This window comes from Stenotrophomonas pavanii (assembly GCF_900101175.1).
Classification (GTDB): domain Bacteria; phylum Pseudomonadota; class Gammaproteobacteria; order Xanthomonadales; family Xanthomonadaceae; genus Stenotrophomonas; species Stenotrophomonas pavanii.
This window is the reverse complement of the sequence record NZ_FNFQ01000002.1, coordinates 521,652-539,798: the sequence shown is the minus strand read 5'-3', so window position 1 is coordinate 539,798 and position 18,147 is coordinate 521,652. Positions and strand designations below refer to the sequence as shown.

At 67.9% G+C, this 18,147-nt stretch carries 16 protein-coding genes and 2 tRNA genes; 13 read left to right on the top strand and 5 right to left on the bottom strand.

Going from position 1 to position 18,147, the window contains the following annotated elements; genetic code table 11:
• The first annotated feature begins 384 nt into the window (after positions 1-384).
• The 10 genes from BLS66_RS05880 (at position 385) to BLS66_RS05835 (ending at position 10,587) form a co-directional block, all read left to right on the top strand.
• A complete protein-coding gene (locus BLS66_RS05880; RefSeq protein WP_049466577.1) occupies positions 385-999 on the top strand; it encodes a CDP-alcohol phosphatidyltransferase family protein in 615 nt (204 codons plus the stop codon).
• A 22-nt stretch (positions 1,000-1,021) separates the two neighbouring features.
• Positions 1,022-2,086, top strand: coding sequence for a class III poly(R)-hydroxyalkanoic acid synthase subunit PhaE (gene phaE, locus BLS66_RS05875; protein ID WP_074725386.1), 1,065 nt, complete (start codon positions 1,022-1,024; stop codon positions 2,084-2,086).
• Positions 2,083-3,150, top strand: a complete 1,068-nt coding sequence (gene phaC, locus BLS66_RS05870) for a class III poly(R)-hydroxyalkanoic acid synthase subunit PhaC (protein ID WP_074725385.1) — start codon at positions 2,083-2,085, stop codon at positions 3,148-3,150. The genes phaE and phaC overlap by 4 nt, the downstream gene beginning before the upstream one ends.
• Before the next feature lie 51 nt (positions 3,151-3,201).
• The gene (locus tag BLS66_RS05865) at positions 3,202-3,576 is read left to right on the top strand and encodes a YfeK family protein (RefSeq protein WP_370596843.1); all 375 of its coding nucleotides are present in this window, start codon (positions 3,202-3,204) and stop codon (positions 3,574-3,576) included.
• Positions 3,577-3,640: 64 nt separating this feature from the next.
• Positions 3,641-3,844, top strand: coding sequence for a PspC domain-containing protein (locus tag BLS66_RS05860; protein WP_057494651.1), 204 nt, complete (start codon positions 3,641-3,643; stop codon positions 3,842-3,844).
• Positions 3,841-4,293, top strand: coding sequence for a hypothetical protein (locus tag BLS66_RS05855; RefSeq protein WP_057494650.1), 453 nt, complete (start codon positions 3,841-3,843; stop codon positions 4,291-4,293). Before BLS66_RS05860 ends, BLS66_RS05855 begins: the two co-directional genes overlap by 4 nt.
• 721 nt (positions 4,294-5,014) lie before the next feature.
• Positions 5,015-5,230, top strand: coding sequence for a hypothetical protein (locus BLS66_RS05850; RefSeq protein ID WP_005417149.1), 216 nt, complete (start codon positions 5,015-5,017; stop codon positions 5,228-5,230).
• A gap of 207 nt (positions 5,231-5,437) precedes the next feature.
• On the top strand, positions 5,438-7,825 hold the full coding sequence (locus tag BLS66_RS05845; RefSeq protein WP_049468728.1) for a Tex family protein: 2,388 nt from the start codon (positions 5,438-5,440) through the stop codon (positions 7,823-7,825).
• 207 nt (positions 7,826-8,032) lie between these two features.
• Positions 8,033-10,222 carry a PAS domain S-box protein gene (locus BLS66_RS05840; protein WP_049469873.1) on the top strand — a complete coding sequence of 730 codons (2,190 nt, stop codon included), beginning with the start codon at positions 8,033-8,035 and terminating at the stop codon, positions 10,220-10,222.
• Positions 10,223-10,284: 62 nt separating this feature from the next.
• The gene (locus BLS66_RS05835; RefSeq protein WP_064238771.1) at positions 10,285-10,587 is read left to right on the top strand and encodes a hypothetical protein; all 303 of its coding nucleotides are present in this window, start codon (positions 10,285-10,287) and stop codon (positions 10,585-10,587) included.
• A gap of 86 nt (positions 10,588-10,673) precedes the next feature.
• On the opposite strand, the gene BLS66_RS05825 is transcribed toward BLS66_RS05835, so the two are convergent.
• Complete coding sequence (locus tag BLS66_RS05825; RefSeq protein ID WP_074725384.1) at positions 10,674-11,774, bottom strand: DUF5694 domain-containing protein; 1,101 nt, start codon at positions 11,772-11,774, stop codon at positions 10,674-10,676.
• Between the two features lie 468 nt (positions 11,775-12,242).
• Here BLS66_RS05825 and BLS66_RS05820 point away from each other — a divergent pair, with 468 nt between their 5' ends.
• A complete protein-coding gene (locus BLS66_RS05820) occupies positions 12,243-14,066 on the top strand; it encodes a methyl-accepting chemotaxis protein (protein WP_074725383.1) in 1,824 nt (607 codons plus the stop codon).
• On the opposite strand, the gene BLS66_RS05815 is transcribed toward BLS66_RS05820, so the two are convergent.
• Both BLS66_RS05815 and BLS66_RS05810 read right to left on the bottom strand, forming a co-directional pair.
• Positions 14,063-15,505 carry a GGDEF domain-containing protein gene (locus BLS66_RS05815; RefSeq protein WP_064238768.1) on the bottom strand — a complete coding sequence of 481 codons (1,443 nt, stop codon included), beginning with the start codon at positions 15,503-15,505 and terminating at the stop codon, positions 14,063-14,065. The two genes, BLS66_RS05820 and BLS66_RS05815, sit on opposite strands and share 4 nt — an antisense overlap.
• Before the next feature lie 368 nt (positions 15,506-15,873).
• A tRNA-Leu gene (locus BLS66_RS05810) sits at positions 15,874-15,959 on the bottom strand.
• A gap of 130 nt (positions 15,960-16,089) precedes the next feature.
• Between BLS66_RS05810 and BLS66_RS05805 the strand changes: the two genes are divergently transcribed.
• Positions 16,090-16,470 carry a response regulator gene (locus BLS66_RS05805; RefSeq protein ID WP_049471469.1) on the top strand — a complete coding sequence of 127 codons (381 nt, stop codon included), beginning with the start codon at positions 16,090-16,092 and terminating at the stop codon, positions 16,468-16,470.
• A 31-nt stretch (positions 16,471-16,501) separates the two neighbouring features.
• Here the strand turns inward: BLS66_RS05805 and BLS66_RS05800 are convergent, their stop codons facing one another.
• The gene (locus BLS66_RS05800; protein ID WP_053462921.1) at positions 16,502-17,458 is read right to left on the bottom strand and encodes an SOS response-associated peptidase family protein; all 957 of its coding nucleotides are present in this window, start codon (positions 17,456-17,458) and stop codon (positions 16,502-16,504) included.
• A gap of 76 nt (positions 17,459-17,534) precedes the next feature.
• Between BLS66_RS05800 and BLS66_RS05795 the strand changes: the two genes are divergently transcribed.
• The gene (locus BLS66_RS05795) at positions 17,535-17,951 is read left to right on the top strand and encodes a GNAT family N-acetyltransferase (protein ID WP_053462922.1); all 417 of its coding nucleotides are present in this window, start codon (positions 17,535-17,537) and stop codon (positions 17,949-17,951) included.
• Positions 17,952-18,052: 101 nt separating this feature from the next.
• On the opposite strand, the gene BLS66_RS05790 is transcribed toward BLS66_RS05795, so the two are convergent.
• Positions 18,053-18,128 (bottom strand) — tRNA-Glu (locus BLS66_RS05790).
• Positions 18,129-18,147: the final 19 nt, after the last annotated feature.

Genomic DNA, 18,147 nt, shown 5'->3' with positions numbered 1-18,147 from the left:
GGCCGCTGCGCCAGCAGCAGGTGGAAGCATCCGGCATCATCATCGCCGGTCACCAGGAATCGGACGTGGCGGCGGGCCCGCCGGTGACCATAGCGCCGACCTCGCGGCTTGGGAAGTAGGGAAACCCCGCTGTGGGGTGATGAGGAAATGTCCACGGTCGCAGTCGGTGAGATCCGGTTGTCCACAGGGGGTGTGGATTACGCGTGGGCAACTTTGTGGATAAGCCGCGACAGGCGCCACCCCCCTAGGCTGTCAAGATGGGTGGCGAAAAATTCACCGCCGGTGAGGGCGGGTGAGGGGGCGGTGAAGGGTGGGCCCCGTCAGCGCTGTCGCCAGCGGCGGCGCTCGCGGTAACCTGTGGGCCTTGATGCTCCGTGAGACCCCATGAAACGTCACTTCTCGATGCTGCGCGAATTCCAGCTGGCCGACTGGTTCACCCTGGCCAATGCTTTCTGCGGCACCGGTGCGGTGTTTGCCGCCATGCGCTTCCTGCAGGACGGCGAGCGTGGCTACCTGCTTTTCGGCATGGCGCTGATCCCGTTGGCCTTCATCTTCGACGCCCTCGACGGCCGCATCGCGCGCTGGCGCAAGTCCAGCTCGACCCTGGGGCGTGAGCTGGACTCGCTGTCCGACGTGATCTCCTTCGGCGTGGCGCCGGCGGCGCTGGCCTATGCCTGCGGCATGCAGGGCGGCTGGGACTGGCTGGTGCTGAGCTACTTCGTCTGCTGCGGCGTCAGCCGCCTGGCGCGCTACAACGTCACCGCCGAGGCGTTGAGCGGCGACGAGGGCAAGGTCACGTACTTCGAGGGCACCCCGATCCCGACCAGCCTGGTGCTGGTGATCGTGCTGGCCATCGCTGCCGGCACCGATGCAATCGGCGACCACATCTGGTTCGGCCAGTGGCAGATCGGCCCTTGGCAGCTGCATCCGATGGTGCTGTTGTTCGCTCTGTCCGGGTCGCTGATGATCAGCAAGACCCTGCGCATCCCCAAGCCATGAGCCAGCCCAGCGGAGGCCTGCGATGACCAGCTCGGCCCACGACGCCGGCAGCAGCGATTTCGAAACCCTGGCCCGGCAGTACTTCGGCGCCTGGGGCGACGCCCTGCGCCATGCGAGCACTCCCGGCGCACCCGCCGGTGACGATCCCGGCAGTTGGCAGCGGTTGTTCGACTGGTGGGGCCAGCTGTTGCCCGAGCAGGCGCAGGGCGCACCGGAAGATGCCGTGCGGCGCTTCCGCGAACAGGCGGGCAACTGGTACGGCACCATGCAGGACGTCGCCGCACGTTTCGCAGGCCGCGACGCCAGCAGCGCTGAAGTGGCCCAGGCCTGGCGCGAGGCGGTGCAGGCGCAGGGCGACGGCATGCTGCAGTGGATGCTGCAGGGTGCCCGTGGCAGCACCCATGCCGGCGCCGCCGTGCCCGAATTCGCCGCATGGCTGCAGCAGTTCCAGCTGCAGGCCGGTCCGTGGCTGCAGAGCCCGGCGTTCGGCCCCGGTCGCGAGCACCAGGCACGCTGGCAGGCCCTGCTGCGGGCGCAGGAGGAATACCAGCAGCATTCGCGGGCCTACGTCGATCAGATCAAGCAGGCGCTGGACGAGGCCTTCGCGCTGTTCGAGCAGCGCCTGGCCCAGCACGAACAGCCGGGCAGCCAGCTGACCAGTGCGCGTGCGATGTTCGACCTGTGGATCGATGCGGCCGAGGAGGCCTACGCCAAGGTCGCCATGTCCGAACCGTTCCAGCAGGTGTACGCCTCGCTGGGCAACGCGCAGATGCGCCTGCGCGCCGGGCTGCAGCGCGAGGTGGAACAGATGAGCGAGCGCATCGGCCTGCCGACCCGCAGCGAGATGGACGCCGCCCACCGCCGCATCGCCGAGCTGGAGCGCAGCCTGCGTCGCCTGCAGGCGCAGGTGGCGGTGCTGGCCGGGACCGCCGAAGTGGATCCCGTGGCACAGCCGGCGCCAGCGAAGGTGAAGCCGGTCGCACGCAAGGCCGCGAAGAAGGCGGCACCGGCGAAGAAGGCGGCTGCAGAAAAGACGTCTGCAAAGAAGGCCGCGCCTCGCACTTCCGCACGGGCGCGTGACCGATGAAGGGACCACTGGGCTTCAATGCCGATGATCTGCTGCAGGAAACCCTGGCCATGCAGCGCAAGCTGATGGAAGGGCTGAAGCTGCTGCCGCAGGTGGAAGACGTGGACTATGGCGCGACCGCGCGCGAGGAAGTCTGGCGCGACGGCAAGGTGGTGCTGTACCGCTTTGTCGGCGAACAGGCGCCGACCCGGCGCACGCCGCTGCTGATCGTCTACGCGCTGGTCAACCGGCCGTACATGGTCGACCTGCAGGCCGACCGTTCGCTGGTCCAGAAGCTGCTGGCGCTGGGCCAGGACGTGTACGTGCTGGACTGGGGCTACCCGGATCGTTCCGAACGCTTCCAGACCCTGGAGGACTACCTGCTGCGCTACATCGACGGCGCGGTTGATGCGCTGCGTGCGCGCAGTGGTGGCCCGGTCGACCTGCTCGGCATCTGCCAGGGCGGCGTGTTCGCACTCTGCTACGCAGCGTTGCGCCAGCGGAAGCTGGGCAAGCTGATCACCATGGTCACCCCGGTCGATTTCCAGACCGCCGACAACATGCTTTCGCACTGGGCGCGGCAGGTGGACGTGGACCTGCTGGTCGACACGCTGGGCAACATCCCGGCCGACCTGATGAACGCCAGCTACCTGATGCTCAAGCCGTTCCGCCTGAACGTGCAGAAGTACGTCGGCCTGCTCGACATCCTCGATGACAAGGCGGCGCTGGAGGACTTCCTGCGCATGGAGAAGTGGATCTTCGATTCGCCGGACCTGGCGGGCGAGGCGTTCCGCGATTTCATCAAGCAGTTCTACCAGGCCAACGGCCTGATGAAGGGCACGGTACGGATCGGCGAGGAAGCGGTGGATCTGTCGCAGGTGACGCTGCCGGTGCTGAACATCTACGCCGAGCAGGACCATCTGGTGCCGCCGGACGCCTCGCGCGCGATGCGTGGGCGTTTGGGCACGGACGACTACACCGAGTCCAGTTTCCGCGGCGGGCATATCGGTATCTACGTGTCCGGTCGCGCGCAGCGTGAAGTCCCCGCTACGATCGATGGGTGGCTGAAGGCACGCGACGCGTAGCGCCTGCTTCGTTTTTGCAGCGTCGAGCCATGCTCGACGGCAGGGAGAATGATGATGTCGCACAGGATTTCAATGCTGCTGGCTGCGCTGCTGCTGGCCACCCCGGTCGCCCAGGCGGCACCCGGTGCAGACGCGCGGCGGGAGATCGCCCAGCTGATCTCCAGCCTGGACGGCTCCCAGTGCCGGTTCCAGCGCAATGGCCGCTGGTACGACGGCAGCGATGCGCGCGCGCACCTGCAGCGCAAGTACGACTACCTGCTGAAGAAGGACATGGTGGACAGCGCCGAGCAGTTCATCGAGCGCGCCGCCAGCCAGAGCAGCATGAGCGGCAAGGCCTATCGCATCCAGTGCCCGGGGCAGCCTGAACAGACCGCTGCCGCCTGGTTCGGTGCGCGCCTGCAGGCGCTGCGCCACCGCACGCCGTAGACAGGGGGGCGGTGTAGAGTCGAGCCATGCCCGACTGCTTTCCCCGTAGCCCAGGAGAACCGCCATGAGCACCACGCCGCGCACGCTGTCACGTTCATTGAACGACCGCATGATTGCCGGCGTGATGGGCGGCATTGCCCATCGCTTCGGCTGGAATGCGACCCTGCTGCGGGTGATCTACGTCCTGGTTTCGCTGGCCTCCGCCGCCTTCCCTGGCATCCTGGTCTACCTGATCCTGTGGCTCCTGATTCCCAACGAGGCCGATTGAAGACTGGAGCAACGCCCTGGCCGACGTGGCTGCGCGCGCTGCAGGTGCTGGGCGCGGCGTGGACATCGCCCAATACCCTGCTGGGCCTGATCGGAGGGCTGGCCGGCATGCTCGGTGGCGCGACGCTGCGCTGGAGCGCGCGTGACTGCGCGCTGGTGTTCGACCGCTGGCCTTGGGGTCCCGGCGGGGCGATCACCCTGGGCAACGTGATCCTGCACACCGGGCATGACCTGGGCATTTCCTGCCGCACCTATGCGCATCAGGCGGGGTGGGGCGTGGAACCGCTGATCCGGCTGGATGATCACGAACGTGCGCACGTGTACCAGTACATGGTGCTGGGGCCGTTGTACCTGCCGGTGTACCTGTTGTGCGGCGGGGTGAGTGCGCGCAATCCGTTCGAACGCGCGGCCGATCATTTCGCCCGGTTCGGGCACGGCTGGTGGCCGTAGTTTCCAGCCAACGGCGCAGCCCCTCGTGGCGTGGTCGCGGAATGCGTTTCATGCGATTGGGCCGGGCAGGATGGGTTCGCGGGACACGCCGTAAACCCGTCCATGGGGGCTCGATGGCGCCATCCATGGCGCCAACGGTCCCGCGAACCCATCCCGCCCGGCCCCTGACAGTTTCGGTGCGCGTCCAGCCACGGAGAAGAAATAGAACAGCAGAAGCGGGTCGCGCGCTGCGCTTGCTCGCAGCCGAGCATGGCCCTCTCTACAGGTAGCAACAAAGCAGCCGGCCAGGCTGCTTTTGCTTTTGATCTTTTTTTCTTCTCCGTGGGTGGAGGCAGCCACCAGGAATCTGTCAGCGGCCGGGAGGGTGGGTAGGGCGGGGTGTCCGCGGCATGGATGCCGCGGCCAAGCCCCCATGGATGGGTTCACGGCGTCCCCGGCCTACCCACCCTCCCGGCCAGCCCACAGCAAACCGGCTTTCCGCGACCAACCAAACCACCCACGAGGGGCTGCGCCGTTGGCGGGAACACTCTTGGATTCGTTAGCCGGAAGTTAAAGATCCGTAAGCATTCTGCTGCGATCCCGCAGTCATCTGCATGCAACCGATCGTCATTAGCCTTCGTGACGTTCCAGTCAGGTTCGACGCGGTAAGCTCTTCCTCGATGAGCTCGCAGCATCGCTCGTCAAGTGCAGTAGGCAGTAGCAATTTGGAGGAATACATCACATGGCAATCGTTCTTTATGTCGGTGGTAGCAAGGACGGCGAGAAGGGCGTGGTGCCCTACGGCTTCAGCAAATCCCGCGCCGACACCGCGCTGGGGCCGGAGTTCTACACGGAGCGGTTCATGGAACTGCAGGGTGTCGGCAAGGTCCGCCTGATGGCCCTGGAAGGCATGCGTGACGACATCGTCATGCAGCGTGCCGCCCGCCACTACCGCTGACCTTCGCAACACGCGGCAGGGCGCGCCCACCATCGCGCGCCCGCGCCGGCATCCCAGCCCCGGGCCAGTCCGAGCCCGCTCCTTGCCAGGATGCCGGCGTCCACTCCGGCGACGCCGCTGAACCTCGCGCCCTGTCAATGCCTTGTCCGGCTCCGTCGTGGATTGCCAGAATGGGGTCTTCCCGTAACGCGGTTCAGACCTGAAGCAATGCACGACGCCAAGAACGCTCAGAGCGCGCTCGCCCAGCAGATCGCCCAGACCATCGCCGACGAGATCGGTGCCCAGTCCGCCCAGGTGCGCGCCGCCGTCGGCCTGCTCGACGAGGGCGCCAGCGTTCCGTTCATCGCGCGCTACCGCAAGGAAGTGACCGGCGGCCTGGACGACACCCAGCTGCGCAACCTGGAGGTGCGCCTGACCTACCTGCGCGAGCTGGAGGACCGCCGCGCGGCCGTGCTGGCCAGCATCGGCGAACAGGGCAAGCTCAGCGATGAACTGCGCAACGACATCCTGGCGGCCGATACCAAGAGCCGGCTGGAAGATCTGTACCTGCCGTACAAGCCCAAGCGCCGCACCCGTGCACAGATCGCCCGCGAGGCAGGGCTGGAGCCGCTGGCCGATGGCCTGCTGGCCGACCCGACGCAGGACCCGCAGACGTTCGCGGCCACCTTCGTCGATACCGACAAGGGTGTGGCCGACACCAAGGCCGCGCTGGAAGGCGCGCGTGCGATCCTGATGGAGCGCTGGGGCGAGGATGCCGCGCTGGTCGGTGAACTGCGCACCTGGCTGGGCGAGACCGGGGTGATCCGCGCCCGCGTGGTCGAGGGCAAGGAGACCGAAGGCGCCAAGTACCGCGACTATTTCGATCATGCCGAGTCGCTGGCGAAGATTCCCTCGCACCGCTTGCTGGCACTGTTCCGCGCGCGCCGCGAAGAGATCCTGTTCCTGGAACTGGACCCGGGCAGCGATGCCGAGGCCGGCCACCAGTACGCCGAGGGTCGGGTGGCACGCAAGGCCGGCATCGCCGACCAGGGCCGCGCGGCCGACCGCTGGCTGCTGGATGCCTGCCGCCTCACCTGGCGCGCCAAGCTGCACACGCACCTGCTGCTGGACCTGTTCAACCAGGCCCGCGAGAAGGCCGAGGCCGAGGCCATTGCGGTGTTCGGCGACAACCTGAAGGATCTGCTGCTGGCCGCGCCGGCCGGTCCAAAGACCGTGCTCGGCCTGGACCCGGGCATCCGCACCGGCTGCAAGATCGCCGTGGTCGATGCCACCGGCAAGCTGGTCGCCACCGACACCATCTATCCGCATGAACCGCGCCGGCAGTGGGAGCAGTCACTGCAGACGATCAAGCAGCTGTGCGTGAAGCACAACGTTGAACTGATCGCGATCGGCAACGGTACCGCCAGCCGCGAAACCGACAAGCTGGCCGGTGAAGCGATCAAGGCCTGCGCCAACCCGAAGCTGCAGAAGGTGGTGGTCAGCGAGGCCGGGGCGTCGGTGTACTCGGCGTCCGAGTTCGCGGCCAGGGAGTTCCCGGGGCTGGACGTGTCGCTGCGGGGCGCGGTATCGATCGCCCGCCGCCTGCAGGACCCGCTGGCCGAACTGGTGAAGATCGATCCCAAGGCGATCGGTGTCGGCCAGTACCAGCACGATGTGGACCAGTACCGTTTGGCGCGGGCGCTGGATGCACGGGTCGAGGACTGCGTGAATGCCGTGGGCGTGTACGTGAATACCGCCTCGGCTGCACTGTTGTCGCGGGTGTCCGGGCTGTCGGCCACGGTGGCCGAGAACATCGTGCGCCATCGTGACGAGAACGGGCCGTTCAAGCGTCGCAAGGAACTGCTGAAGGTCGCGCGCCTGGGCGAGAAGACCTTTGAACAGTGCGCCGGCTTCCTGCGCATTGCCGACGGGGATGAACCGCTGGACGCCTCGGCGGTGCATCCAGAAGCCTACCCGGTGGTCGAGCGCATCGTGGCCAGCACCGCGCGCCCGATCAAGGCGCTGATCGGTGATGGCAGCTTCCTGCGCGGCCTGAAGGCCGAGCAGTTCACCGATGCCACCTTCGGCGTGCCGACCGTGCGTGACATCCTCAGGGAACTGGAGAAGCCGGGCCGCGACCCGCGCCCGGAGTTCAAGGCGGCGCGTTTCGCCGAGGGGGTCGAGGACATCAAGGACCTGCGCGAAGGCATGGTGCTGGAAGGCGTGGTCAGCAACGTGGCTGCTTTCGGTGCCTTCGTCGATATCGGCGTCCACCAGGACGGCCTGATCCACATTTCGGCGCTCTCCGATACGTTCGTGAAGGACCCGCGCGATGTGGTCAAGGCCGGTGACATCGTCAAAGTGAAGGTGCTGGAGGTCGACGTGGCGCGCAAGCGCATTGCCCTGACCCGTCGCCTGGACGACACCCCCGGCCAGGCCACCAGCCGTCCGGGCCAGCGTGATGAACGCGGCCAGGCGCCGGGACCGCGCCGCGACGCAGGCGGCCAGAACCGCGGTCCGAACCGGGGCCAGGGGGCGGGCGGTCGTCCCGCCCAGTCTGCTCCGCCGGCCAACAACGCCCTGGCCGAGGCCTTCGCCCGCGCCAAGCGCAGTTGAGGATCGTGCCCCCCGTCACGCTTGACTCGTGGCGGGGGACTTGTCGGTTTTCCCCGTGATTGCGCACACTTGCGCCTGAGGGGGGCGTTCGGCCACCCCGCTGTCGCTGGGGAGGGCCATGACGCCAGCACCACCCGTCGCCTGTACCGGCGGCCGCAGCACCCTGCTGCGGTCGGCGCCTGCCTGTGCCGGCAGGGGACCGGATTGATGGCGGGCCAGGGCACCCACGGCAATGGACTGCTGGAGCGCCGCCTGCATGAGCTGGCGGAAGAGCGTCGCCGCCTGGCGATGATCATCGACGGTACCGCTGCGGGAACCTGGGAGTGGAACGTGCAGACCGGCGAGATGCGGGTCAACGCGCGCTGGGCCGAGATCGTCGGCTACCGCCTGGAAGAGCTGGAACCGATCTGCCAGAAGACCTTCCTGAAACTGGTCCATCCCGATGACATCGCGCTGTCGGATGCGGCGCTGGACGACCATTTCGAAGGGCGCAGCGACAACTACGCCTGCCTGCTGCGCATGCGCCACAAGAACGGCCAGTGGATCTGGATCCAGGACCGTGGCCGGGTGTTCGAGTGGGACGGGCAGGGCAGGCCGTTGTGGATGGCCGGTGCCCACGCCGACGTGACCGAGCTGCAGCAGGCGCGGCAGGACGCGGCCGAGACCCGGCAACGCCTGCAGGCGGTGGTCGATGCGTCCGATGAGGTGGCGGTGATCGCCACCGATACCGATGGCACCATCACTCTGTTCAACACGGGGGCGGAGCGGCTGCTGGGCTACAGCGCGGTGGACGTGGTCGGCCAGCGCCGGCTCGATGCTTTCCACGATCCGGGCGAGCTGGCGGCCTGGATGCAACCGCTGGTCGATGCCGACGGCAACCGTCCCGATGTGTTCGAAGCACTCAGTGCGCGTGCCGATGGACAGACCTATTCGCGGCAGTGGACGTTGCTGCGCAAGGATGGCCAGCCCCGCCAGGTGCGCCTGTCGATCAGCCGCATGGACGGTGCCGGGGGCGCGCGGATCGGCTATGTCGGCATGGCCATCGACATCACCGAGATCCTGCAGGCGCGCGCGGAGGCACGATTGTCGGCGGAGAAGTTCGCCGGCGCGTTCACCTCTGCCGCGCTGGGCATGGCGCTGGTCTCGCTGGAGGGGCGCTGGCTGGACGTCAACGACGCGTTGTGCAGGATCCTGGGCTATCCGCGCGAGGAACTGCTGCAGGTCGATTTCCAGCGCCTGACCCATCCCGATGACCTGCAGACCGATCTGGCCCTGGTGCAGGACCTGCTGGCGGGACGGCGCAGCCACTACCACCTGGAAAAGCGCTATCTCGACCGCGACGGCCGCATCATCTGGGCGCGTCTGTCGGTGTCGCTGGTGCGCAACGAGCACGGCGAGCCGCTGCATTTCGTGTCGCAGATCCAGGACATCACCGCCCAGCGCAGCAGCGAGCAGCGCCTGTTCGAAAGTGAACAGCGCAGCCGCATCACCCTGGACGCAGTTGCCGACCTGGTGATCAGCGTCAGCCTGGACGGGCGCATCGATTACGCCAATGCGGCTGCGGTGCGCACCCTGGCCGGTGATGGCGCATTGTCGCTGGCCGGGCACAAGGTGCAGGACGTGCTGGCGCTGACCACCGAGTACGCACCCGGCTCGGTGCTGGACGTGTCGGTGCTGCTGGACCCGGAGAGCAATGCGGTGGACCTGCACGCCGACCTGCTGCTGCGGCTGGGGACGGCCACGGTGCCGGTGGACCTGACCCGTGCCTGGCTGCGCGATGACGAAGGCCACGTGCGCGGCGCGGTGTGGGTGCTGCGCGACGACACCCAGCAGCGCGCGCGCCAGCGCGAAGCGCGCCACCTGGCCGAGATCGACCCGCTGACCGAACTGAGCAACCGCCGCGGCTTCGAGGTGCACCTGCAGCAGGCGATCACCCGCGTCGAGCGCACCGGCCAGGCGGCTTCGTTGATGTACATCGATCTCGATCGCTTCAAGCCGGTCAATGACACCTGGGGCCACCTGGCCGGCGATGCCGTGCTGTGGGCGGTGGCCAGCGTGCTGCGCCACGGCGTGCGCGATTCGGACGTGGTGGCGCGGTTGGGCGGTGACGAATTCGCGGTCATCCTGTCCGGTTGCACGCCGCGGCGTGCGGCGCGCATCGGCGGCGAGCTGCTGCAGACCCTGGCCGCGCTGTCCATTCCCTGGGACCAGCACCGGTTGCGGGTCGGAGCCAGCATCGGCATTGCGCCCCTGGCGGGCGGGATGAGCGTGGACCAGGCGGTCGCTGCGGCCGATGCCCAGTGCTACCGGGCCAAGGCGATGGGGCGCAACAACGTGCAGGTGCAGGGCGAGTTGTCCGAACGTCCGGGTGACGATCCCGACGCCGCCGAGGACTGATCTCAGCCTGTGAGAGGACGCGCGCGAATACTGCGCGCATCTCCACTCACGCAGGTGACCCCATGAATGCCTGGAACCCGGCTGCGGTACGCATGTTCATCCCGGCCCTGATTGGCTGGTGCCTGGCGCTGGCCGCTTGCCTGCGTACCGAACAGCTGCACGGCGACCAGCACGCACAGGCGTTGTTGCCCGTGTTGCAGCGGGGAGCGTTCGCGCTGCTGCTGCTCAGTCTGGCCTGCACGTTTGCGGCCTGCCTGTTGCTGTGGCGGCATGGCCGCTGTGATCGTGGGCGTATCGCCTCCGGCACGATGCCAGCGCGGCATCCATCAGCACGCGCCGGCATGGCGCGCGCTGGAAGGCAGTGATCTGCGGCAGCGGCCGCTGGAGATGCCCGCTGGCGCAGTGGATGTCCGGGGCGGCGCGGCCCGGCCATGCGCCGGCACCCCGGCCGTCAGCGCAATACGGCGTCCGTACTGACCAGCTGCACATCATGCATCTGGTTGAGGTAGGCCTCGTAGTAGCCCTTGTGCGAGGCACCGACAATGGTGAGCATGCGGGTGCCCGGATGCTGGCCGAGGACGTCGCGCATGTTGGCGACCATGCGCAGGTTGCGTGTTTCCCAATAGCCCAGGTAATTGCGCCCGAAGGCCTCGGGTGACGGCTCGCCCAGGGCCGCGCCGAAGTCGCTGTGGTAGACGGTCATCGCCGTGTCCGCAGCGTTGTAGTTGCGGTAGAGCGCAAGCAGGCCGTCGGGCTTGGACAGGTGGGCGTGCAGCGCTTCGTCGGCGACGAACCGCGCCGTGGTCGCCGGGTTGTCCCAGGCCGCCTGGAGCGCCGCGCCATAGGCCTTCTCCCGGTCCTTCGGGACAGGCGTGTCGGCGGTGTGGTCATCCACCGACCACAGCCGTTCCAGGCCCAGGCGTGCCGCGAGGACGCCGGCGATCATGCCGGCCTCGTCGCGCCTGGCCAAGCGCCTGTCGAGGAACTGCACCAGCTCCGGCGTCAGGCTGTCTGCGGCGCGACGTTCATCGCTGGGCAGGCGCAGCCATTGCACCACGGCCGAACCGTTCTCGCCTGCGGCGAGGAACACGGCCGCGAGGCGGCGGCGCTGGGCCGGTGTCGGGGCTTTCGGCCAATCCGCGAGCAGGCGCTCCATCTCGGCATTGGCGCTGGGAACGTCCAGGCCGGTCGCGGCGTGGGCCGGTGCCGGGTCGATGCAGTAGGTCTCGACACTGTCAGCGTAGCGCGCGGGGTTGCGCCGCATGAAGTCGCATTGCATGCCGGACAGGTTCTCCACCGCGATGGCCGTCGGTTGCCATGCCTGAAGGCGCGCCAGCAGCGGCTCCAGCAGCGGCTCGAGATGCTCCCGCGTGAAGGTCTTCGGCAGGCCGGAGAGATGCGGGCTGCCCAGCACCATCACCTGGTTCGGGGGGCCGGGTGGTGGTCCTTTCAGCTGGTCCGGCTGGAAGGCCGGGCGATAGGTGCCGTCGGCGGCAAGCGCGCCGGCGCTGCACAGGCCCAGGATCAGGAGGCTGGCCAAGCGTGGGAACATGCGATCTCCGTGTCAGGTGACGTCCTGCAGTCCGCTGCATGCTGGCCATTCCCCGTGGGCCGGGAATCTCCCGTTGGTCATGTAAACCTTCCTTGCTTGAACGGCATCCCCGCTTTCCGCGTGCGTGAGCGGAATGTGATGAAGATCGCGATTGTCTATCGCATCCCTGCCGTTGCATCTGAAGTTGCGACGGACGTCGCGTAATCCGGCTAAAGCCAACGATCACGTCGCCGATACTCCCTCTGGATCCCGCTCCCGTCGCCCGCTGCAGGACCCCAGGCTGCCCCTGACGGGTGGCCCGCGCTGTGTGTTCCGCCGCTCCCGGATGCAGGCCGCGCCCGCAGCAGGCGTGCTTGCCAGCCGCTCGCGGGGTGCCTGCAGGCACCTGTAGTCCCAAGCAACTGAAGTTGCCGCCGGGCATCCCGCCCGTCGGGTCGCAACCGCTTACCGGACACCGAGGATCAGACAATGCTCATTCCAGGCTTCACGGCAGGCGCGCAGGCGCCGGCCGAGCTGCATACCCGCTGGTCGCCGTGGCGTGCCCTGCTGGGCGCGCTGGCCCCCCATCCCCGCGCCGCCGTCGATGCGGCGGCCGATGCCCGTTCCGAACTCGAGGCGCAGGTCGCGGCGCTGCACCGGGTCCAGGCGGTCATCGAGTTCGCCCTCGATGGCACCATCCTGCAGGCCAACGACAACTTCCTGCAGGCGATGGGCTACCGGCTGGAGGAGATCCAGGGCAAGCACCATTCCCTGTTCGTCGACCCGGAGCACGCGCGCAGCGCCGAGTACCGCGACTTCTGGGCGCGGCTGGGCCGCGGCGAATATGACGCGGGCCAGTACCGGCGTTTCGGCAAGGGCCAGCGCGAGATCTGGATCCAGGCCTCGTACAACCCGGTGCTGGACCGGCAGGGGCGCCCGTACAAGGTGGTCAAGTTCGCCACCGACATCACGGCGCAGAAGCTGCAGGCGGCCGACTCGGCCGGGCAGCTGGCGGCGATCGACAAGTCGCAGGCAGTGATTGAATTCAGCATGGATGGGCACATCCTGTCGGCCAACGACAACTTCCTGGCCGCCACCGGTTACCGCCTGGACGAGGTGCGCGGGCAGCACCACGCGCTGTTCATCGAGCCCAACCATCGCGACAGTGCCGAGTATCGCCAGTTCTGGGAAAAGCTCGGCCGTGGCGAATACGATGCCGGCCAATACCGGCGGCTCGGCAAGGGCGGGCGCGAGGTCTGGATCCAGGCGTCCTACAACCCGATCCTGGACCTCAACGGAAAGCCGTTCAAGGTGGTCAAGTACGCCACCGATATCACCGCGCAGGTGCATGAGAACCAGGCCATGCAGCGCGCCGTGGCGCAGACCCGCGAGGTGGTGGCGGCTGCCAAGCAGGGCGACCTGACCCGGCGCGTGGCCACCGCCGACAAGAACGGCCCGATCGCCGAGTTGTGCGAGGGCGTGAATGCGCTGGTCGAGGCGATGGGCGCGATCATCGGCCAGATCAAATTCGCCGCCGACACCATTGCCGTCGGCGCCACCGAGATCGCGCAGGGCAACGGCGACCTGTCACAGCGCACCGAGCAGCAGGCAGCGTCACTGGAGGAGACCGCAGTGTCGATGAAGGGCCTGGCCGAGACCGTCCAGCGCACTGCGACCAACGCGCGCCAGGCCAGCCAGCTGGCCGGTGGCGCCGCCGATGTCGCCGCGCGAGGCGGCAGCGTTGTGCACGAGGTGGTCGAGACCATGGCGGTGATCAACGCGTCCTCGCGGCGCATCGTCGACATCATCGGCGTGATCGACGGTATCGCCTTCCAGACCAACATCCTTGCGTTGAACGCGGCGGTGGAAGCAGCGCGGGCAGGGGAACACGGCCGTGGCTTCGCCGTGGTCGCCACCGAGATTCGCGAACTGTCGCAGCGCTCTGCCAGCGCGGCCAAGGAGATCAAGCAGTTGATCGATGCGTCGGTGGCCAACGTCGGCGCCGGTACCGCGCAGGTCGAAAGCGCTGGACGCACCATGGACGAGATCGTCACCAACGTGCGCCGGGTCAGCGAGCTGATGTCCGAGATCAGCACGGCCGCGCAGCAGCAGAGCGACGACATCCAGCAGATGAACCAGGCCGTCGATCTGATCGACCAGGGCACCCAGCAGAACGCCGCGCTGGTCGAGGAAGCCTCGGCGGCGGCGCGCAGCATGGAAGAGCAGTCGGCGCAGCTGCTGCAGACCGTGGCCAGCTTCCGCGTCCATGGCGTTGCCGGCCAGCCGCATGCGGCGGTGCTGCGCGCGGTCTAGGCGCGGCGGTCGACCTGTTGTTCCCCGGCCTCGACGGCCGGGGCGGCGTGCACGCAGTTGCGGCCGGCATGCTTGGCCCGGTACAGGGCCTGGTCCGCGCGCTCGACCAGGCTGCGCGGGTCACCCTGGTCATGCGCGGCCTGCCAGGCCACGCCGATGCTGATGGTGACCCGGGCCTCGGCGGCGGGCAGGGCAGCGGCTTCCACGGCGGTGCGCAGGCGCTCGGCCAGGCCAATGGCGTGGTCCAGGCCGTGCGTGGGCAGCGCCGCGATGAACTCCTCGCCGCCGTAGCGGGCCAGCAGGTCATCACCGCGTTGCAGGCAGGCGTCGAGGATGGCCGCGACCGCCTGCAGGCGGCGATCGCCCACGGGGTGGCCGTACGTATCGTTGAGCCGCTTGAAGTGGTCGATGTCGATCATCAGCACCGCCAGTCCCATGCCATGGCGGCGCGCACGGCCATGTGCGCTGCCGAGCGATTCATCGAAGCTGCGGCGGTTGCCCAGCCCGGTCAGCGGATCGCGGCGGGCCAGCAACGCCAGTTCGTCGCGCTCGCGCTGGATCTGGACCTGGGTCAGCACGCTGCGCAGGGCATAGCCGAGCATCGCGCCGATGAAACCCACGGTGGCCAGCGTCGGCTGCAGGCGTGCAACCAGCAGCGCCACCATCATCAACAGCAACGGCAGCATCAGCGGCCCGGCGGCGTCGACAATGCGCCGCAGGTTGCGGGGTACGCCGGGCGCCGGTCGGCGTCGTGTGCTGCCAGCCATCACCGCCAGCGATACGAACAGTGCGCTGATCAGCAGGTCTCCCCAGCCGCCGTCGGGCACCTGCGGCTGCCAGGTGGTGATGTAGAGCGCCAGCAGGAAGTAGCCCAGCGCGTAGATCGACAGCGCGCGGAAGAAGTCGCGACGATCGGCATCGTCCTCGGCCAGGAAGCGGATCAGCGCGAAGCAGAACACCAGGCTGTTCTGCACGCTGCTCATCGTCTGCAGGCAGTGTGTCCACAGCGCGCTGTTCAACGGCGCCATCGCGCGTGCATGCACGAAGTACAGCAACCACAGCAGCGTGATGATCAGCAGGTCCACCGCACGGATCCAGCGGTTGCCGCCACCCGGGCTGGCAGCGACGTAGGTCAGTGGAATCCGGTAGAACACGTACAGGATCAGCGACGAAGCGGTCATCTGCGCAGGGGTGAGGCCGGCCACGTTGCGATACAGCAGGGCCAGCAGGGCGAGCGCGAACAGGCTGACGGCAGCGCCCAGCGTCCGCCATTTGCACGCCGCCCGGCGGCTGCCCCGAGCCCGCCGCACGCAGGCCAGCGCGGCCAGCAGCGGCGCGGTGATCAGCATCAGGTACGAGCCCACCGGGTCCTGCGGGCCGATCAGGGCAATGACGAGCGCATGCGCGACCATGAAAAACAGTGCCGCACGCAACGTCATGCATTCCCCCGCCCCCAGATCCAGCTGGGATCACGATAGGCAGAAGTACGTGAGGCTGGCAAGAAAAGTGTGCGCTACGTCTATCTATAACCTTGTCGGAGGTCGCAGTTGTGTGGCAACAGGGGGACGCAGCGCTGTCCGCGTGGGCTGCCTGCGTGCCCGGCACCGGGCCCTGCCAAGGCGGATCGAGGTCATGGACGGGTTCACCGCGGCGATGCGGCAGGTCGATTCCAGGGGCAGGGCGCGCAGCCGCGCGGGCAGGGCCGCGGCGAGCGTGGGTGGGGCTGGCGTTGGCATCCTCGTCGGTGCCGGGCGTCCCGGCCCGCAACATGCAAAAGGCCAGGTCGGGGACCTGGCCTTTGATGCAGTGGTGCCGGTGAAAGGACTCGAACCTTCATGGGGTCACCCCCGGCTGATTTTGAGTCAGCTGCGTATACCATTCCGCCACACCGGCAGGCAGCGTGCGAGTGTAACCGAGGTGGGCGGGAGATGCCTAGGGGGATGGCCTATCAGGCCGGTTCCTGTCGGTATCGGCCCCTTGGTGGCTATACTCCCTGTGCAATTGCCACCAGGAGCGGTAGCCGATGACAGTGTTGCAGGACCTGAGGGTGCTGGTGGTCGAGAACGACGAGATGAGCGCGGCCCTCCTGCAGATGCAGCTGGTGCATGCCGGTGCGACCGTGGTCGGGCTCGCAGCGAGTGTGTCCGAAGCCCTGCGGCTGCTGGAACAGAGTGCCCCGGACGTGGCCCTGCTGGACTACCGGCTGGCCCGCAACGAAACCAGCGAGCCTGTCGCCGCGGCGCTTTCGGCGCGTGGCATTCCCTTCGTGCTGGCCACCGGGATGCTGGCCGAGCAGCTGCCAGCGCCGATGTTGGCCGGCCTGCTGCTGGTCAAGCCGTACCTGTCGGCCGATCTGTCACGTGCACTGGCGCGTGCAGTGGGCCGCACCAGCGTCAAGGCCTGAGCCCCCACTGCTGGCCGCCAGGGCGTGGCACTCAACCCGCTTCTTCGTACACGTAGCGGATCTCCTCGCGGTCATCCAGGATGCGGTACTGGCGCGCGAGGTCTTCCGGGTCGGGATTGAGCCAGGCGTCCAGGTGTTCCCTGCGGATCGGTACCACGCCACGGTCATGCCCGGCAGCGGCGACATCGCTGGGAGGAGCGTCGGTGATCGTAGCAAATGACAGCAGGTGGCCTTCCGGCCCCTCCCACTCCGCCCAGAGGCAGGCCAGCAGCAGGTCGCGGGGCGGATCGGGACGGAATTCGAGTACCACGTCCTGTTCCTTCTCGCCGGCCTCCAGGCTGCGGCCCGCCATCGCGTGGCGCGGCACGTGCTCGTAGAACGCCTGCACCACGACCACCCCGTGGCGCAGTCCGAACGCACCGCGCCAGTAGCCTTCCAGGCTGTCACGCCTCGCGTTGTAGGTGCCGGGGTATAGCACGTCGTTGCGTGCCGGCTTGTCCGGGAGCCGGCATTGGTAGCGCATCGGGCGGATCACGCGCTGGCCGTGCTCGCTGACCATCACCGGCGCGTAGGTGCCGGGGAAAATGCGGTTGTCGCGCGGCAGCAGCTGTACCCGATGCAGGTCTTCCAGCCGGGCTTGCGCGCGCTCGATGCGGTTGCCGGCCACGCGCAGGTCGTTGCGCGCCTTCTGGGTGGGACGGGTGGCCAGGGCAGCATGGGCGATGTCGCGCCGCTCGCGCTGGCGGGCCAGTTCGGCCTCCAGTGCCTGTTGCTCCTGCGCGTGCCATTGCTGGATCTTCGCCACGATGTCGCGGCCCTGTTCGGTACGTGCCCCGGCGAACCCGTCATCCATCGCCTTCGGGGTCTTGGGCCGTTTCTTGCCCGGATCGTGCGCATACAGTTCGGCGAACTCTTCCAGCGACAGGATGGCGCCGAACTCGCGCACCAGCTTGGCGTAGTCGGCGCGGATCAGGGCGGAATAGCACATGGGGACTCTGCGGGCGAGGGTCGCAGCGGTTGCGACGTGGATGCGGCAGGATAGCCCGACCCACAGGAGATACCGCATGAACGATTCCGTCACCTGCCTGTTCCGCGAAGCGGTGCCCACGGTCGAGGACTACTGCCGGTTGCGTGTGCTTGCAGGCCTCAGTGCCAAGAGCCGGGAAGCGGCAACGCGCGCGCTGCCGAACACGCTGTTCGGCGTGTGCGCGTACCAAGGGTCCGAGCTGGTGGCGATGGGGCGCATCGTGGGAGATGGCGGCTGCCATCTGCAGGTCTGCGACATCGCGGTGCTGCCGCGGTTGCAGGGGCAGGGACTGGGCAAGGAGGTGATGCGGCGCCTGGATGGCTGGATGCAGGCCAACCTGCCGCCATCGGCGTATGTCAGCCTGCTGGCCGACGGCGAGGCACATCGGTTGTATGCACAGTTCGGGTTTGCGCCGACGGCACCGGCGTCGATCGGGATGTACCGGCGGTTCTGAGCCATGAGCGGGGTGAAGCCATCCACGCATGGCGTGGATAGGGCCTTCCCAGGAATCACAGGCAAAGAAAAACCCCGACCAGGGTCGGGGTTTTCAAGAATTGGCGTCCCCACGGGGATTCGAACCCCGGTCGCCACCGTGAAAGGGTGATGTCCTAGGCCTCTAGACGATGGGGACGCACGAAAACTTCAAGTTG

What these genes read in the sequence shown, in the direction of transcription:
- BLS66_RS05840 (WP_049469873.1), top strand. Translation starts at nt 8,033, where the DNA reads ATGGCGGGCCAGGGCACCCACGGCAATGGACTGCTGGAGCGCCGCCTG.
- BLS66_RS05835 (WP_064238771.1), top strand. Translation starts at nt 10,285, where the DNA reads ATGAATGCCTGGAACCCGGCTGCGGTACGCATGTTCATCCCGGCCCTG.
- BLS66_RS05865 (WP_370596843.1), top strand. Translation starts at nt 3,202, where the DNA reads ATGATGTCGCACAGGATTTCAATGCTGCTGGCTGCGCTGCTGCTGGCC.
- BLS66_RS05815 (WP_064238768.1), bottom strand. Translation starts at nt 15,505, where the DNA reads ATGACGTTGCGTGCGGCACTGTTTTTCATGGTCGCGCATGCGCTCGTC.
- BLS66_RS05795 (WP_053462922.1), top strand. Translation starts at nt 17,535, where the DNA reads ATGAACGATTCCGTCACCTGCCTGTTCCGCGAAGCGGTGCCCACGGTC.
- BLS66_RS05880 (WP_049466577.1), top strand. Translation starts at nt 385, where the DNA reads ATGAAACGTCACTTCTCGATGCTGCGCGAATTCCAGCTGGCCGACTGG.
- phaE (WP_074725386.1), top strand. Translation starts at nt 1,022, where the DNA reads ATGACCAGCTCGGCCCACGACGCCGGCAGCAGCGATTTCGAAACCCTG.
- BLS66_RS05860 (WP_057494651.1), top strand. Translation starts at nt 3,641, where the DNA reads ATGAGCACCACGCCGCGCACGCTGTCACGTTCATTGAACGACCGCATG.
- BLS66_RS05845 (WP_049468728.1), top strand. Translation starts at nt 5,438, where the DNA reads ATGCACGACGCCAAGAACGCTCAGAGCGCGCTCGCCCAGCAGATCGCC.
- BLS66_RS05850 (WP_005417149.1), top strand. Translation starts at nt 5,015, where the DNA reads ATGGCAATCGTTCTTTATGTCGGTGGTAGCAAGGACGGCGAGAAGGGC.
- phaC (WP_074725385.1), top strand. Translation starts at nt 2,083, where the DNA reads ATGAAGGGACCACTGGGCTTCAATGCCGATGATCTGCTGCAGGAAACC.
- BLS66_RS05805 (WP_049471469.1), top strand. Translation starts at nt 16,090, where the DNA reads ATGACAGTGTTGCAGGACCTGAGGGTGCTGGTGGTCGAGAACGACGAG.
- BLS66_RS05800 (WP_053462921.1), bottom strand. Translation starts at nt 17,458, where the DNA reads ATGTGCTATTCCGCCCTGATCCGCGCCGACTACGCCAAGCTGGTGCGC.
- BLS66_RS05820 (WP_074725383.1), top strand. Translation starts at nt 12,243, where the DNA reads ATGCTCATTCCAGGCTTCACGGCAGGCGCGCAGGCGCCGGCCGAGCTG.
- BLS66_RS05825 (WP_074725384.1), bottom strand. Translation starts at nt 11,774, where the DNA reads ATGTTCCCACGCTTGGCCAGCCTCCTGATCCTGGGCCTGTGCAGCGCC.